The organism is Streptomyces sp. NRRL WC-3618 (genome assembly GCF_001280005.1).
GTDB lineage: Bacteria > Actinomycetota > Actinomycetes > Streptomycetales > Streptomycetaceae > Streptomyces.
The window spans coordinates 67,505-81,276 of the sequence record NZ_LGDW01000177.1; the positions used below are offsets into that span (position 1 = coordinate 67,505).

Here is a 13,772-nt window from a genome sequence, read left to right on the forward strand (position 1 = left end):
GTCGGAACGGTAAGTCGGTCGGTCTGTCCCTCTGCCTGTGTGTCTGTCAGCCGGTGACGCGCAGGATGGGGTCGTCGAGCGAGCCGCCGAGCATCTGTGCGCTGAATCCCTTGCGCAGCGCGTAGATGAACGGGTCGTTGACCATCGGCACCGCGTCCGCCTGCGAGATCAGTGCCTTGGTGGCCGTCTGGTACGCGGCACAGCGGGCCGTCTCAGTCGTCGCCTCGGCGCCCTGGGCGAAGGCCTTGTTCACCACGGGGTTCTTCACCGCGCCGAGGTTGCCGCCGCCCTCGGGGACGGTCGGACCCACGAAGTGGCCGAGCGGGTTGGCAAGGCTGCCGAGGAAGTTGAGGTCGGCGAAGACCGTGACGTCCCAGGCGTCGGGCTTGCCGAACACGGTCCCGACCCAGGTGCCGACGTCGACGTTGGCGAGGGTGACGTCCGCGCCCGCGGCCCGCAGCGCCTCCTGGACGTACTGGTTTCCGGCGCCGGCCGGGCCGACGACCTGGGGGCCGACGAGGCGGATCTTCTTGCCCTTGAGCACGCCCGCCGCCGCGGCTTTGTCCTTCGGTACGAGGAAGGAGGTGCCGGGGTCGTTGCAGGGGATGCCCTTCTGCACGAACATCGTCGACGGCTCGCCGGTCTCCTTCGAGACGACCCTGGTGAAGGCGGCGCGGTCGACGGCCTGGGCGACTGCCCGGCGGGCGGCGACGTCGGCGAAGACCGTGCCGGGTCGTTCGTTGAAGAGCAGGTAGAAGTCGGAGAAGCGGCTGACGCTCACGGAGTAGCCGGCCACGCCGTCGAAGCGCGGGATGCCCGAGGCGTCGATCTTGCCGATGTCGAGCTGGCCGCTCGTCACGAGGTTGCCGGTCGCCGTCGGGTCGGGCGAGACCAGGTACTCCATCGTCGCGGCGACCTTGCCGGGGATTTTCGTACGCCAGGCCGGCCATGCCTTGTATTCCGGGCGAAGCGCGTACGAGTACGAGACGCCCGACTGGGACTTCTGAAGAAGGTACGGGCCGGACTCGGAGCCCTTGGCCTTACCGGCGGCGAGGGCCTTGAGGTCCCCCAGTCCCGCCGGGCAGACGATGCCCGTGCTCGCGACCGACAGGCCGGTGACCATGTCGCCCCACGGCCTGGCGAGCGTGATCTTCACCGTCCGCGCCGCGTCGTCGGCGCTCACTTTCACCGTGTTGCCGGGGCCGAAGACCGTGGGGAGATCGGGCGCCGCCGTCTTCGGGTCGACGAAGCGGTCGAGGGAGCCCTTGACGACGGTCGGCGTGATCGGCGTCCCGTCGGCGCAGGTCGCGTCGGCGCGCAGGGTGAAGGTGGCCGAGGTCGGCGTGTTCTTCCATTCGGCGGCGAGCCCGCCGACGAGCCCGCCGTCGTCCTTGCGCACCAGGGTGTCGTAGCTGTCCCGGGCGAGCAGGTAGTCCGGCAGGGACAACGCCTTGGCCGGGTCGAAACTGGCCGGCACATCGATCGTCGTACGGATCTTCGTCGCACCGGCGGCACCACCGCCGCTCGGATCTCCGGCCGTCGCCCCCGTAGTGGTACAGCCGGCGAGTACGGCCGTCATGGCGACGGCGGCGGTCACAGGGACCACGCGGGTACGGGTACGGGTCTGGCGCATGGGTGCTCCTGGAGAGGGGTGTCACGCTCTGCGCAGGTCGCACGAATCTGGCGGGCGAGCGCGAGCAGTTCGGGGCGGAGGCGGTGCGCGCGGCACTCGGAGGACGCCGCATGTGAACGAGCAGTGGAGCACTCGGTAGGGAGAGGATGCCGCCAAGTGAACGGCGTAGTCAATAGCGTTAACTATCTTTTCGCGCGCCACGCTCACCGCCGTTTCCGGCCGCGAGAACGCCGCTGAATGGTTGGCCGGGAGGACTGACGCGTGTCAGTCGCGCGGGAACGTCTGAGCCTCTGCCTCGAGGGCCGCGAGGAGGATGTCGACCTGCCGGTGGAAGACCTCGGTCATGTCCACGCTGCGCAGGTGCTCCTTCGCCGCCTCGGCGTAGGGGTACGCGTCAGGGTCCGCCGGCTGGTACTCCTGCACCCAGTTGACCTCTGCGCCGAACCGCTGGTTGACGAGCCGCCAGGCGTTGTTGCTCGCCATGGCGAGAACGAAGTTCGAGAACGCCTGGTAGTAGAGGACGGCCGCCCGGCCGCGCCAGCCGCCGCGGTGGAACGCTTCGAGGACGGCGTCGACGGCCCGCAACTCGTGAACGCCCCGGGTGACTCGCCCCATGCAGAGCGCGGCGGCGGCGGGGTGGTCCAGCGCGGTGTTCCAGGCCCGGATCGCCAGGCTCCGCAGCGAGTCGATCCACGACTCGTGCGGCTCGTACCCCTCGAGGGAGATCCTGTCGAGCTCCTCCGCGACGGCGACCATGATGTGGTCCCGACTCGCGAAGTACCGGTAGACGGCGGTCGCGGAGGCGGACAGTTCCTTGCCGAGCCGCTGGAAGGTCAGCGCGTCCGGGCCGTCCTCGTCGAGGATCCGCAGCGCGGTTCCCACGATGAGCCCCTGGGAGAGGGTGCCCCGCTGGAGCCGCTTCGTCGACCGGCCGCCAACTGCCACTCGAACGCCTCCCTCGAACGGACGGCGAGCGCTCGCTGCCGCAGCCTGCGCCTCTTCACCGGCGACAATGAGGACCAGCCTATGCGACCGGTTTCGAACGGGTCGTCCTGGACCCGGCCACTGGGGCGGCCCTGCCGCGACCATCCCTCCGCTGAGCGTCCCCGCCGGAGGGGAAGGTATGCCACGAGGGCGGAACGGGAGCGGCTGAACCAAGTGCGGGCTGACCACGGGCCACGGTGCCAGGTCCGCACGTCGCGTTGCTGGAACGCTCCGGTCGGCCGCCGCCGAGGGCGATGCTCAGCCCGTCTGCCCCTCCTCCCCGCCGGCCGCCGGAAGAACCACCCGAAGGTTCGCGTCGGGCCGCACCCAGAACAGGGCCGCGCCCGCAGGGCCCTCGAGTTCGACGGCGGCGTGCCGGACAGGGGGCAGCTCGGAGAACTCTCCGAACGGCGGCCGGTGAATCCGGACCACCCGAGCCGGGGAAACCCCCGACCCCGGCGGGCTGTCCACCGCAAGCACCAAATCACCAGGGAAGACGCTCCGCCCCACACTGACGCAACGAGCGTGACAGATCACCCTGTTCGCCGACGGCCACTCGTACATGCTTTCCACTTGCAGCAGCCCCACCGGCTCGGGCTCGGTACCGCTCATTGCGCGGATGCCTCCATCCAGGATCCGAACCAATTCATCACCTCACCTCGCGTGGCGACCCGGCAAGGCGCGCCACCCGGGTAGCAGCACCGAGCCGGACCTGCGCGCCGCAGGCCTCGACCCCCGGCGCCCGTACCCGTAGCCACCGCGGCCCCACTCTCCTTGCCCGGCGTACGTCGCTTTTCAGCCATGCCCCTAAACCGTCCCTGCACGGAAAGGTACTTCCGTACAGGAGCATGCACCTGACATCTTGCATCCACCACTCGTTTCGTACGGCCCAGCAAGTGCCCTCAGCACGGCCCGGCCGTCTCCGGAGGACGCATTGATACCCCACATATCCAGCCGCCCCAGACGCACGCTGGTGCTGGCGGCCACACTCGGCGCCGCTCTCGCGTTCGGCGCCCCGGGCGCCCTCGCGGGCACGCTCCCCGTCGCCTCCTCCACCGCGCCGGCCGCCAAGGCCCACGCACCGGCCCGCACACCGGCCGCCGTACCGGCTTCGCAGAGTGCGACCTGGGTGGCCGGCACGCGTGCCTACCTCGTGATCACCGCCCCCGGTGACAGTTCGGCGGTCCGCTCCGCGATCGCGGCCAATGGCGGCACCGTCTTCTCGAGCTTCGACGCCATCGGCGTGATCGTCGCCCACTCGGCGTCCAGCTCATTCGCCGCCACCATGCGCGGCGTCGCCGGCGTACAGCAGGTCGGCGCCACGCGTACCTCGGACGTCCCGGCCGAGGCCTACAACCCGGCGCTCCCGGCGAATCCGGCCCAGGCCTCGACCCCGGCCGGAGAACCGGTCCGGGCCGACATGAGCCAGATCAAGGCCGACCGGGCCTGGGCCGTGAACCCGGGCTCCGCCGCCGTCACGGTCGGCATCCTGGACACCGGTGTGGACGACCAGCACCAGGACCTGGCGCCCAACTTCGACGCGGCCGACTCGGTCTCCTGCGCCTACGGCAAGCCCGACACCCGTACCGGCGCCTGGCGGGACGTCGACACGCACGGCACCCACGTAGCGGGCACCGTCGCGGCGGCCAAGAACGGCAAGGGCGTCGTCGGCGTGGCCCCCGGAGTGAAGATCGCGGCGGTCCGGGTCGCCGAGCCGGGCAACTCCTTCTTCTTCGCCGAGAACACCATCTGCGGCTTCGTCTGGGCCGGTGACCACGGCTTCAAGGTCACCAACAACAGCTATTACACGGACCCGTGGCAGTTCAACTGCCCGGACAACATCGACCAGGCCGCCATCATCGAGGGCGTCAAGCGCGCCCAGGAGTACGCCGAGGGCAAGGGCTCCCTCCAGATCGCCGCCGCGGGCAACGAGAACTACGACCTCGCCCACAAGACGACCGACTCCGCGAGCCCGAACGACTCGACGCCGGGCACCCGCACCATCACCAACGCCTGCCTCGACATCCCGACCGAACTGCCGGGCGTGGTCACGGTCGCGGCCAACGGCACGGGCGTCACCAAGGCCTCGTTCTCCAACTTCGGGCAGGGCGTCATCGACGTCGCGGCGCCGGGCAGCAACGTGTACTCCACCGTCCCCGGCGGCGGCTACGGCAGCAAGAGCGGTACGTCGATGGCCACCCCGCACGTGGTCGGCGTGGCGGCACTCATCGCCAGCGCCAACCCGGGCATCACCCCGGCGCAGATCCGCGCCAAGCTGGCCGCCCAGGCCAACGACATCGCCTGCCCCTCGGACAGCCGCTGCACGGGTACGACGGCCGACAACTCGTTCTTCGGCGAGGGACAGGTCGACGCCCTCAAGGCCGTCGGGGCCACCCCGCCGCCGCCCGGCAAGTACTTCGAGAACCTCGCGGACTTCGCCATCAACGACAACGCGACCGTGGAGAGCCCGATCGCCGTCACCGGCGTGACCGGCAACGCCCCGGCCGCCCTCAAGGTGGGTGTGGACATCAAGCACACCTACATCGGTGACCTGAAGGTCGACCTGGTGGCGCCGGACGGCACCGTCTACACGCTGCACAACCACGCCGGCGGCAGCGCCGACGACATCGCCCAGACCTACACCGTGGACGCCTCCTCGGAGGTCGCGAACGGCACCTGGAAGCTGCGCGTCAACGACAACGCCGCCTCCGACACAGGCAAGATCGACGCCTGGAACCTGACCTTCTGACGCAGGTCCCGGCGGTGTAAGCGGCGTTTCGCCGTCGTGTTGAGCCCGTCCGGCAGCGGCAAAGTCCTCGCTGCTGCCGGACACATCCGGGTGGCGGTGGATCAGTCCGGGGAGTTGTTCGAGCAGGTCATGGATTGAGGTAAGGGTCTTTCGCCATGCGCGCGTAGGCCGCGAGCGACGACGGCGAGGAGTCGATCTGCCAGTGGCGTTCCTTGTCGATGTCGAACCACACGAAGGCCTTGATCAGTGGAAACTCGGTCTTCAGTGTCGGGACGACGCCGTCGATCCATGATGCTTTGCTGCCCCCGACCTCATCGGAGGCCATTTCGCCGATGAGGATGGGCTTGCCCTTCGCCGCGAGCTTGGCGTAGATGTCGGAGAAGAGTTGGCCGAAGCTCTGCCACCTAAAGTCCGGGTCGGACGTGCCCCAGTTGTATCCGTCGACGCCGGTCCAGTCGACGTATCGGTCACCGGGGTAGTAGGCCATGGCCGGCGGGGCGTCGGGGCTGTCGGTGACGTTCGGGCACCACGCCCAGACGACGTTGGTGGCGCCTCGTGCCTCGAAGATGTCATGGATGTGGCGGTACGCGGCGACGTATTTCGCCGGGTCGTGGCCGCCCCAGCCTTCCTCCTCGTTCATCTCGGCCGCGAAGTCGAGGAAGAATTCCTCCCCGAGTGCCTTGGCCCCGTCGGCGCGCTCCCGGATCGTCGTGTCCTGTTCTCCGCTGATGATGTCGTCGAAGTCGACGTCGAAGGGTTCCCAATTGATCAACGGGATACGACCGTCAGCGAGATCCGCACGCGTGGTCGAGGAACGGGCCCAGTCGTCCTCCCAGCTGTAGTAGGTGAGATGGACGGCTGGTGTCCGTCCTGTCCGCGCGTCGGTCTCGGCCGCCGTGCCCGCACCGTAGTAATGACCGAGAAGCGCTCCGTGGGCAGGGACGAGAGGCCCCTCGCCCGGGACGTCCGCCGGAGCGGAGGTCCGAGGGCGGGTCGTCGGCTCAGCCTTCCGGTCCCGTTCTGAGCTGGAACACGCGGTGACGAGTGCGGTGAGCGTCATCAGCAGCACCATCGCTAAGACGCTCGTACTGCTCGTGCTGCTCGTACTGCTCGTGCTGGAGCGGCGCAATCGTGTGCTCTCCGAGGACTGCTGCGGATGGGCGGCATAGCGCCGCCCGAGATGTTTCTTCACGCCTTCAGGATGCCGACTGATCCGGTCACCTCTGACCTTCAGTGTCCGCCAGGACGAGCAGGGCTCGCAGTGGGGCGATCGCGTGCCGGGCATTCATGCGGATTCTGGTCAGATGCGCCAGGTCATGTCATGCCGTTGCGACTCGACTCGGCGTGGAGCTTCGCCTTGAGCGACCTCGACCTCGTGGTGGAAGGCGACCGTGCCGGCCGTCGCGGCACTGGCGGACAGGGCCGCGGCCGTGGGCGCCCTCGCCGGGGCACAGTGCGGCTATCTGCTCGGCGCCCGGGCGCACCGGCACGCCGCCGGGGCGCGTAAAAGGGGGCAGAGCAGAGGGAGTCTCCCGGCGGCGTCGGCACTGAGCCCGACGACCACGGCCTCGGGCGTTCGCGCGGCGGACTGACCACCAAGTTGCACCTGGCGGTCGAGCAGGGTCAGAAGCCGCTCTCGCTCATCGTCACCGCCGGGCATCGGCATGACAGCCCGCAGTTCCAGCCGGTACTGGAGGCCATACGGGTGTCCCGGATGGGTCGGGGCCGGCCGCACCCGGCCGGACAAGGTGCGGGCGGATAAGGCCTACGGCTCCCGCGCGAACCGCGCCTACCTGCGCAGACGTGGCATCGGCTGCACAATCCCGGAGAAGGCGACCAGGTCCGCAATCGCAAGAAGCTCGGCTCCCGTGGCGGCCGACCGCCGAAGTTCGACAAGGTCGACCACCGCGAGTGCCACGCGGTGGAGTGCGGGACCAACCGGCTGAAGAGGCACCGCGCGGTGGCGACGAGATACGACAAGCTGGCTGTCCGCTACGAAGCGACCGTACTGGTCGCTGCCATCAATGAGTGGTTGTGACAAGCACCAGAGCGGGGCGGAGGGTTCCGGGAAAACCCTTCGAGGACATCACTACTGACCTGCCACCCTGGTGAGATGCTGCTCAAACTGACCGGCTCCAGCTGTTCGGGCAAGACCACGCTCGCCTACTCCGTGGGCGAGCGGCTGGGGCGGATTGCCGTGCACGACTTCGACGAGCTCGGCGTACCGGAAGGCGCCGATCGCCAGTGGCGAAACCGCATGACCGAGATGTGGGTGCGTCGCGCGCTGGAATACCAGGCCCGCGGAGTCGACCTCCTGCTGACCGGGCAGTCCCCGCTGGGAGAGGTCCTGGCCAGCCCCTCCGCCCCGTTACTGGATGGCATCGCGGTCTGTCTGGTCGACGTGTCCGACGAGGCCCGGCGCGGCAGGCTCACCAAGCGCGACTCGGACCGATGGGACGCTCCGGCGGTCGACGCCTTTCTCGGCTGGGCCGCCTGGCACCGCAAGCACGCCGAGGATCCCCGATCCCGACCCGACGTCATCATCGACGACAGCTGGCCCCGCATGGCCTGGCGCCGCTGGACCGGGTGGACCGCCGACGATCGGCGATGGTGCACCCACCTGCTCGACACCACGGACCAGCCTGTCGCGGAATCCGTAGATCAGGTTGAGCAATGGGTGACCGAACAGCGCGACACGCTCCGATCCGGCCGTCTCCCCCTGTCGCGGGGCTGGTCAGACCAGACAGCCGCCCGAGCCGACCACGACTCCTGATCCACTTTCGCAACAGACCCTGGTTCGCCAGCAGGCCGCTGAGCCGAGGGAAGACTCCGGCGGGCGTCGTGTTCCCCCTCAGGTACTCGGTACGCATCGTCTGGACCGCAGCCACCGGGCTTCTGAACCTCGATGGTCTCCGCACATCACGGAGAGGGTGCGGACCGCACCCTCATACGCTCTCCCTGCTCCGACCTGCCGTTGCGTCATGGTTTTCAAGGGGCCCACGGCGCGACCGCGCCGACGGCACCGGACGGTGCGGGGGACATCGATCGTGGCGTGGAGCACCCGGGAGATGGCGGAGCTGGCCGGCACCAGCCTCAGGGCCGTACGGCACTACCACGACATCGGCCTGCTTGAGGAGCCGGGGCGCCGCTCCAACGGATACAAGCAGTACGGCGTCAGCCACCTCGTCCGACTCCTCCGGATCAAGCGCCTCACCGCTCTGGGCTTCTCCCTCTCCCAGATCGCGGACATGCGCGACGGCCCGGATTCCGACCCGGACCCGCGTGATCTGCGGGCTCTCGACGATGAGCTGGCCGCCACGATCGAACGACTGCAACATGTCCGCTCCGACGTCGGCGCCCTCATGCGCAGAACAGCCGCGAGTGAGTTGCCTCAAGCGCGGAGCGGTCGTAGGACCGGGCGGCCGCCTACGGCCATGGTCGAGGAGGCTTTCGCGGCTGTCCCGCCGACACTCGACCTCGCCATCGACGCGAACTGACCCCGGAACCCCGGCTTCCGCCGACAGAACGCGGTGCGGCCGCCCGCGGCGCCCCACACCGCATGCCATGCTCTTCGTCGGCGTTCACTCTCGCGCGCGTTCTGTCACCGGATGTCGTAGGGGTGCTCGGCGCCCTCGCGCTTGGTGTAGATGTCCCAGTAGAGCTCGGCGATGGTGTCGGCCTGGGTTTCCGGGCCACCGGAGCCGATCCGGGCGAAGATCGGCACGTGCGCCGCATACACGCCCGTCCCGGTGAGCACCTGGGTGAGCTTGAGCACGTAGGCCCGCAGGGCGGCCGCGGCGACAGCGATGTTGCCGTACTCCGGCGGCCCGGCGAATACGTCCAGAGAGGACCCGCCGGTGGTGAACAGGAGGGTGCCGGCGTCGCGTTCGATCATCTCGGGGAGCACCTGCTGGGCCGCGGTGAGACCGCCGTACAGGTAATAGTCCAGCTCCGGCTGGAGGTTCTCCACCGTCGCGTCCAACGGAGCGATCATGGCATCGGTGAACGTCTTCGGCGCGGGCGAGTACTCCATTACGTCGACTTGGCCGAACCGCTCCTTGATGCGGGCGAACGCGGCGACCAGGGACGGCCGGTCGGTGACGTCGGCCGCGAACCCGGCCGCCTCGATCCCCGCTTCACGCAATTCCGCGGCGAGCCCGTCCAGTGTCTTCTGGGTCCGCGCCACGAGCGCCACGGAGAAACCGTTACGGCCGAACATCTTGGCGATCGACAGGCCCAGGCCGGAGCCGGCTCCGACGATGGCGATGGTGGGCACGACAAATGTCCTTCCGGGAAAAGTGGTCAGGTGGTGAAATTCGGGCTGGTCTGGAGGAGGGCTGAAGTTGACAGCCCGGGTCAGGATGGGGTGGCGAGGGCGTAGCGGATCCCGGTCAGCTCCTCGGACAGCTCCCACAGTCGGCGGGCGGTGTCCGGGTCTTGGGCCGCGTCGCTGGGACGGACCGTCGTGGGATGTCCGCGGGATTCCTTCCAGCCGTCGGGACCGTAGAGCTCTCCGCCGCGGGCGTGCGGCGCGGTCGCGGCGTACAGCTGGGGCAGCACGCCCCGTTCGACGCTTTGGAAGAGCAGGGTCTTGGCGAGCGCGCCGGTCACTTTGAGCATGCCGGTCGGGCCGGTGGACGTCAGGTTCGTGGCCGTGAACCCGGGATGGGCCAGCAGGCTGCGTACCGGACTGCCCGCGGCGCGCAGCCTGCGATCGAGTTCCAGCCCGAACAGGACATTGGCGAGCTTCGACTGGTAGTAGTACGTCACCGGTGCGTACTTCTCTGCGCCGGTCAGGTCGTCGAAAAAGATCTCGCCACTGTGGTGCGCCAGCGAGGTGACCGTCACCACCCGGGGATCGCTGCCCGCCTGTAGCAGGTCCAAGACCAAGCCGGTGAGGGCGAAATGGCCCAGGTGATTGCTGGCGAACTGCGACTCGTGCCCCTGCGGGGACAACTGGCGGGGCGCCGCCATCAGCCCCGCGTTGTTGACCAGGACGTCCACCTTCAGCCCGTCGGCGTGGATCCCGTCGGCGAACGCGCGCACCGAATTCAGGTCGGCGAGGTCCACGTGGCGCACCTCCAGGCTCGCCCCGGGATGGGCGTCACTGATCTCCGCAGCGGCTCGGCGGCCCTTGGTCTCGTTCCGCACAGCCATCACGACATGCCCGCCGCGGCGGGCCACGTGCCGGGTGGTGGCCATCCCGAGGCCGCTGTTGGCCCCAGTGACGACAAAGGTCCTTCCGGCCAGGCCCGGGATCCGGTCAGCTGTCCACTTACTCTCCATCATGCGACCCAGCATGCCCCTGATGTCTCAGTGTGTCAATCAGATCTCAATGTGACGCCAGAGCTTACCTTCGTGTGCGCTCCAGGAACCAGTGCCGCATCAGGCAACGTTCGCCCTGTCGACGACTGCGCATAGCCGCTCGTCCTGGGCGTGCTTGTTCGGGCGGTCCGGGTCCTTGTGCCGGCCGCCTCGTTCGGCCCACGGCCGGCCTGGGTGCGGTTGGAGGTTCAGCGGCCCGAATTCGTCCAGGCAGAACACCGCCTCCGGCTCGCCGTCCTCGGGTATGACCTCGCTGTCGGCGACCGCGTACAGGTGCTCCACTCTCGCCTTCTTGGCCGCGTTGTCCCGGTCGCGGGAGGTCTTCCAGGTCTTTATGCGTTGAAAGGACACGCCTTCCTCGCGGAGTCAGAATGCGCAGGCCCTCGTGGCTGATGTCGTCGACCACCCCCTCGGCGACCAGGAAGTCCGCCAGCTTGGCCAGGCTCCAGGTTGAGAACGGCAGACCGTGCTCGGCCGGTCGGGACTTGGCGAACTTCTTGATCTCACGGCGTTCGGGCAGCGTGAGGGTCCTCGGCCGCCCGCCCTAGTACTTCGGATAGAGGGAGTCGAAGCCGTCAGCGTTGAAGTTGTGGATCACGGTCCCGGACCCGGTCTGCGCTGGTGAACGTCACTTCGGCGATCTTTGCCACTGGCATGCCCTGGCGGACAGCAGCACCATCTGGGCACGCCGCCATGTCACCACCGACCCCGTACCGCGACGCATGATCCGCAACAGCCGTCTGCCCTCGCCTTCGTCGATCTCCCGAACCCGTGCTCGCTCTGCCACCCGCATAGCCTTGCGGCCCGCCGCCGCCCGAGCCATCACCCGGGCGGCGCGTCACATCACAACAGGGCGAACACTGCCGTGATGCGGCGCTAGAGGGTAAGCACGATCTTTCCCCGGGCGTGGCCGGTCTCGCTCAACTGATGCGCCGCGGCCGCGTCCCCGAGGGTGAAGGAGGCCGCGACCGGCACGGTGAAGCGGCCCTGCTGTGCGAGGGTGGCGGCCGCTGCGAGTCCTTCGACCGCCTGCGGGTCCGCTCCGGGGCCCGCAGAGCGTGTCAGATGGACTCCGTACTTCGCGGCGTTCAGGTCGGCGACTGTCACCACCCGGTCCGGGCTTCCGGTGAGGTCCACCAGATCGGGCAGCGAGCCGGATCCGGCGCAGTCCAGGACGACGTCGACGCCGTCCGGTGCCAGGGCGGTGACCCGCTCGCCCAACCCGGCGCCGTAGGTGGTCGGTATCGCCCCCAGCCCCGCGACGAACTCGTGGTTGCGTGCGCTGGCCGTACCGATGACGGTCGCGCCGCGGGCCGCCGCGAGCTGGATGGCGACCGTGCCGACCCCACCGGCCGCGCCCTCGATCAGCAGGGTCGTGCCGGTGCCGATCTTCAGCCGGTCGAGGACGCGCGTGGCGGTCTCGACGTTCGCGGCCGCGCCGCCGGCCTCCTCCCAGCTCAGCTCGTCCGGCTTCGGCGCCCAGGTTGCCAGGACGGCGTACTCGGCGTTCGTGCCGCCGAGCACCGCGAGATGGACGATGCCGAAGACCGCGTCGCCCGGCCGGACACCGGTCACTCCCTGGCCGACCTCGTCGACGACACCCGCGGCATCCACGCCGAGCACGTGGGGCAGGCGCAGCGGCATCATGTCGCGGAACCTGCCCGCGCGCAGGTAGCAGTCGGAAGGTGTGACGCCCGAGGCCCGTACGGCCACCCGGATGTGGCCCGGTCCCGCGTGTGGTTCCGGCACGTCGGAAACTTCCAGGACGCTTGTAGGGCCGTACTCGGAGAATGTCAGTGCTCTCATGGCGTCGGACACTAACGGAACGCCCCGTCCGTTTGACTAAAGTGGGAGCGGTGACGAACCGTTTGCCTCACTCCTTGCGCTCCGATGCCCGGGACAACCGCGAGCGCATCCTCGCAGTGGCCCGCACGACGTTCGCCGAGCAGGGGCTGGACGTGGCGATGCGCGAGATCGCGCGGCGTGCCGAGGTCGGCCCCGCAACCCTCTACCGGCACTTCCCGACCAAGGAGGCGCTGGTCACCGAAGCCTTCAGCGAGCAGATGACGGCCTGCGCCGCCCTCGTCGACGAAGGACTGGCCGATCCGGATCCCTGGCACGGCTTCTGCCGGGTGGTCGAGAAAATGTGTGAAATGCACGCATGGGACCGGGGCTTCACCGCGGCATTCGTCTCGGCCTTCCCCCGCGCGATCGACTTCGCCGCGAACCGGGAGCAGGCATGGGGCAAGGTCGCGGAGCTCGCCCGCCGGGCCAAGGAGACGGGCGAGCTGCGCCCGGACTTCGTCCTGGACGACCTGATCATGGTGCTCATGGCCAACGGCGGCATCCGGACCCCCTCGCCGGCCACCGCGGTGGCCGCCTCGCGGCGCTTCGCCGCGCTGCTGATCCAGGGCATGCGTGCCCAGCTGGCCATTCCGGCGCTGCCCCCGGCGGTCCGGCTGCCGCTGACGGTCATGACCTAGCGGCGCACCGGGCAGCGGACACGTCCAGGACGAGGAGCTACGCACAGTCGTCAACAGGGCGAACGTTGCCTGATGCGGCAGTAGTAGTCCTTGGTCAGGTTGGTATCGCCGTGGGTATGTCGCGGTGACAGGTGGGGCAGGCGCCGGTCCAGACGGCGAGGAGTAACTGCATCTCGCGGACGACCTGGTAGAGGGTCAGGCCGACGCCGTCTCTTTGAGGTCCGGGCCAGTCGCTGGAGTGTGCAGAAGGCGTGGGCGGCGGAGACAAGGGTGACGTGGTGGTGCCAGCCGTTCCAGGTGCGGCCCTCGAAGTGGGCCAGGCCAAGGGCCTGTTTCATCTCGCGGTAGTCGTGCTCGATCCGCCAGAGAACTGCACCGGCTCCGGCTCGGTGACGGGCCACTCGGCCGGCAGCCGGCACGTGGGCAGTTCCGGGCCGTCGACGGCCCTGCGGATCTCGCGTCCGGCCGGCCGGATCCGCAGCGCCACGAACCGCGAGTACATGCGCTTGAACCCGCTGCGGCCGGTTCCCGGGCGGGATCCCTCCCGCCACTGCACGGGCCGGGCCGCCTGCTTCCCCCCCAGCGATGACCAGCTCCT

13 protein-coding genes and 1 pseudogene are annotated in these 13,772 nt (G+C 69.1%); 6 read left to right on the forward strand and 8 right to left on the reverse strand.

Translation table 11 applies throughout. The features are described from left to right. Positions 1-46: 46 nt before the first annotated feature. Together ADL01_RS18290 and ADL01_RS18295 are read right to left on the reverse strand one after the other, a co-directional pair. On the reverse strand, positions 47-1,633 hold the full coding sequence (locus ADL01_RS18290) for an ABC transporter substrate-binding protein (protein WP_053743073.1): 1,587 nt from the start codon (positions 1,631-1,633) through the stop codon (positions 47-49). Between the two features lie 264 nt (positions 1,634-1,897). After that, positions 1,898-2,578: a TetR/AcrR family transcriptional regulator gene (locus tag ADL01_RS18295; RefSeq protein WP_234354694.1), complete on the reverse strand. Its 681-nt coding sequence runs from the start codon at positions 2,576-2,578 to the stop codon at positions 1,898-1,900. 1,012 nt (positions 2,579-3,590) lie between these two features. Here ADL01_RS18295 and ADL01_RS18305 point away from each other — a divergent pair. After that, positions 3,591-5,366: a S8 family serine peptidase gene (locus tag ADL01_RS18305; protein WP_053743075.1), complete on the forward strand. Its 1,776-nt coding sequence runs from the start codon at positions 3,591-3,593 to the stop codon at positions 5,364-5,366. A 127-nt stretch (positions 5,367-5,493) separates the two neighbouring features. On the opposite strand, the gene ADL01_RS18310 is transcribed toward ADL01_RS18305, so the two are convergent. Further along, the gene (locus tag ADL01_RS18310; RefSeq protein ID WP_107090922.1) at positions 5,494-6,426 is read right to left on the reverse strand and encodes a glycoside hydrolase family 26 protein; all 933 of its coding nucleotides are present in this window, start codon (positions 6,424-6,426) and stop codon (positions 5,494-5,496) included. A gap of 331 nt (positions 6,427-6,757) precedes the next feature. Here ADL01_RS18310 and ADL01_RS46265 point away from each other — a divergent pair, with 331 nt between their 5' ends. From ADL01_RS46265 to ADL01_RS18320, 4 genes are all read left to right on the forward strand, one after another. Continuing rightward, positions 6,758-6,958 carry a hypothetical protein gene (locus ADL01_RS46265; protein ID WP_234354695.1) on the forward strand — a complete coding sequence of 67 codons (201 nt, stop codon included), beginning with the start codon at positions 6,758-6,760 and terminating at the stop codon, positions 6,956-6,958. 8 nt (positions 6,959-6,966) lie between these two features. After that, positions 6,967-7,128 carry a hypothetical protein gene (locus ADL01_RS46270; RefSeq protein WP_234354696.1) on the forward strand — a complete coding sequence of 54 codons (162 nt, stop codon included), beginning with the start codon at positions 6,967-6,969 and terminating at the stop codon, positions 7,126-7,128. Between the two features lie 351 nt (positions 7,129-7,479). After that, a complete protein-coding gene (locus tag ADL01_RS18315; RefSeq protein ID WP_053743076.1) occupies positions 7,480-8,139 on the forward strand; it encodes a hypothetical protein in 660 nt (219 codons plus the stop codon). Between the two features lie 274 nt (positions 8,140-8,413). Next, the gene (locus ADL01_RS18320; protein ID WP_420719727.1) at positions 8,414-8,863 is read left to right on the forward strand and encodes a MerR family transcriptional regulator; all 450 of its coding nucleotides are present in this window, start codon (positions 8,414-8,416) and stop codon (positions 8,861-8,863) included. Positions 8,864-8,967: 104 nt separating this feature from the next. Here ADL01_RS18320 and ADL01_RS18325 read toward each other — a convergent pair whose 3' ends face one another. The 4 genes and pseudogenes from ADL01_RS18325 to ADL01_RS18340 all read right to left on the reverse strand — a co-directional run bounded on the left by ADL01_RS18325 (position 8,968) and on the right by ADL01_RS18340 (position 12,497). Continuing rightward, a complete protein-coding gene (locus tag ADL01_RS18325) occupies positions 8,968-9,642 on the reverse strand; it encodes an SDR family NAD(P)-dependent oxidoreductase (RefSeq protein ID WP_053743077.1) in 675 nt (224 codons plus the stop codon). An 80-nt stretch (positions 9,643-9,722) separates the two neighbouring features. Next, a complete protein-coding gene (locus tag ADL01_RS18330; RefSeq protein WP_053743105.1) occupies positions 9,723-10,655 on the reverse strand; it encodes an oxidoreductase in 933 nt (310 codons plus the stop codon). A gap of 159 nt (positions 10,656-10,814) precedes the next feature. Continuing rightward, positions 10,815-11,478, reverse strand: a pseudogene (locus ADL01_RS47520) (helix-turn-helix domain-containing protein); the annotation flags it as partial. A gap of 89 nt (positions 11,479-11,567) precedes the next feature. Beyond that, on the reverse strand, positions 11,568-12,497 hold the full coding sequence (locus tag ADL01_RS18340; protein WP_053743106.1) for an NADP-dependent oxidoreductase: 930 nt from the start codon (positions 12,495-12,497) through the stop codon (positions 11,568-11,570). A 50-nt stretch (positions 12,498-12,547) separates the two neighbouring features. Here ADL01_RS18340 and ADL01_RS18345 point away from each other — a divergent pair, with 50 nt between their 5' ends. Further along, positions 12,548-13,174, forward strand: a complete 627-nt coding sequence (locus ADL01_RS18345; RefSeq protein WP_053743078.1) for a TetR/AcrR family transcriptional regulator — start codon at positions 12,548-12,550, stop codon at positions 13,172-13,174. A gap of 334 nt (positions 13,175-13,508) precedes the next feature. Here ADL01_RS18345 and ADL01_RS47800 read toward each other — a convergent pair whose 3' ends face one another. Continuing rightward, a complete protein-coding gene (locus tag ADL01_RS47800) occupies positions 13,509-13,730 on the reverse strand; it encodes a hypothetical protein (protein WP_420719728.1) in 222 nt (73 codons plus the stop codon). Positions 13,731-13,772: the final 42 nt, after the last annotated feature.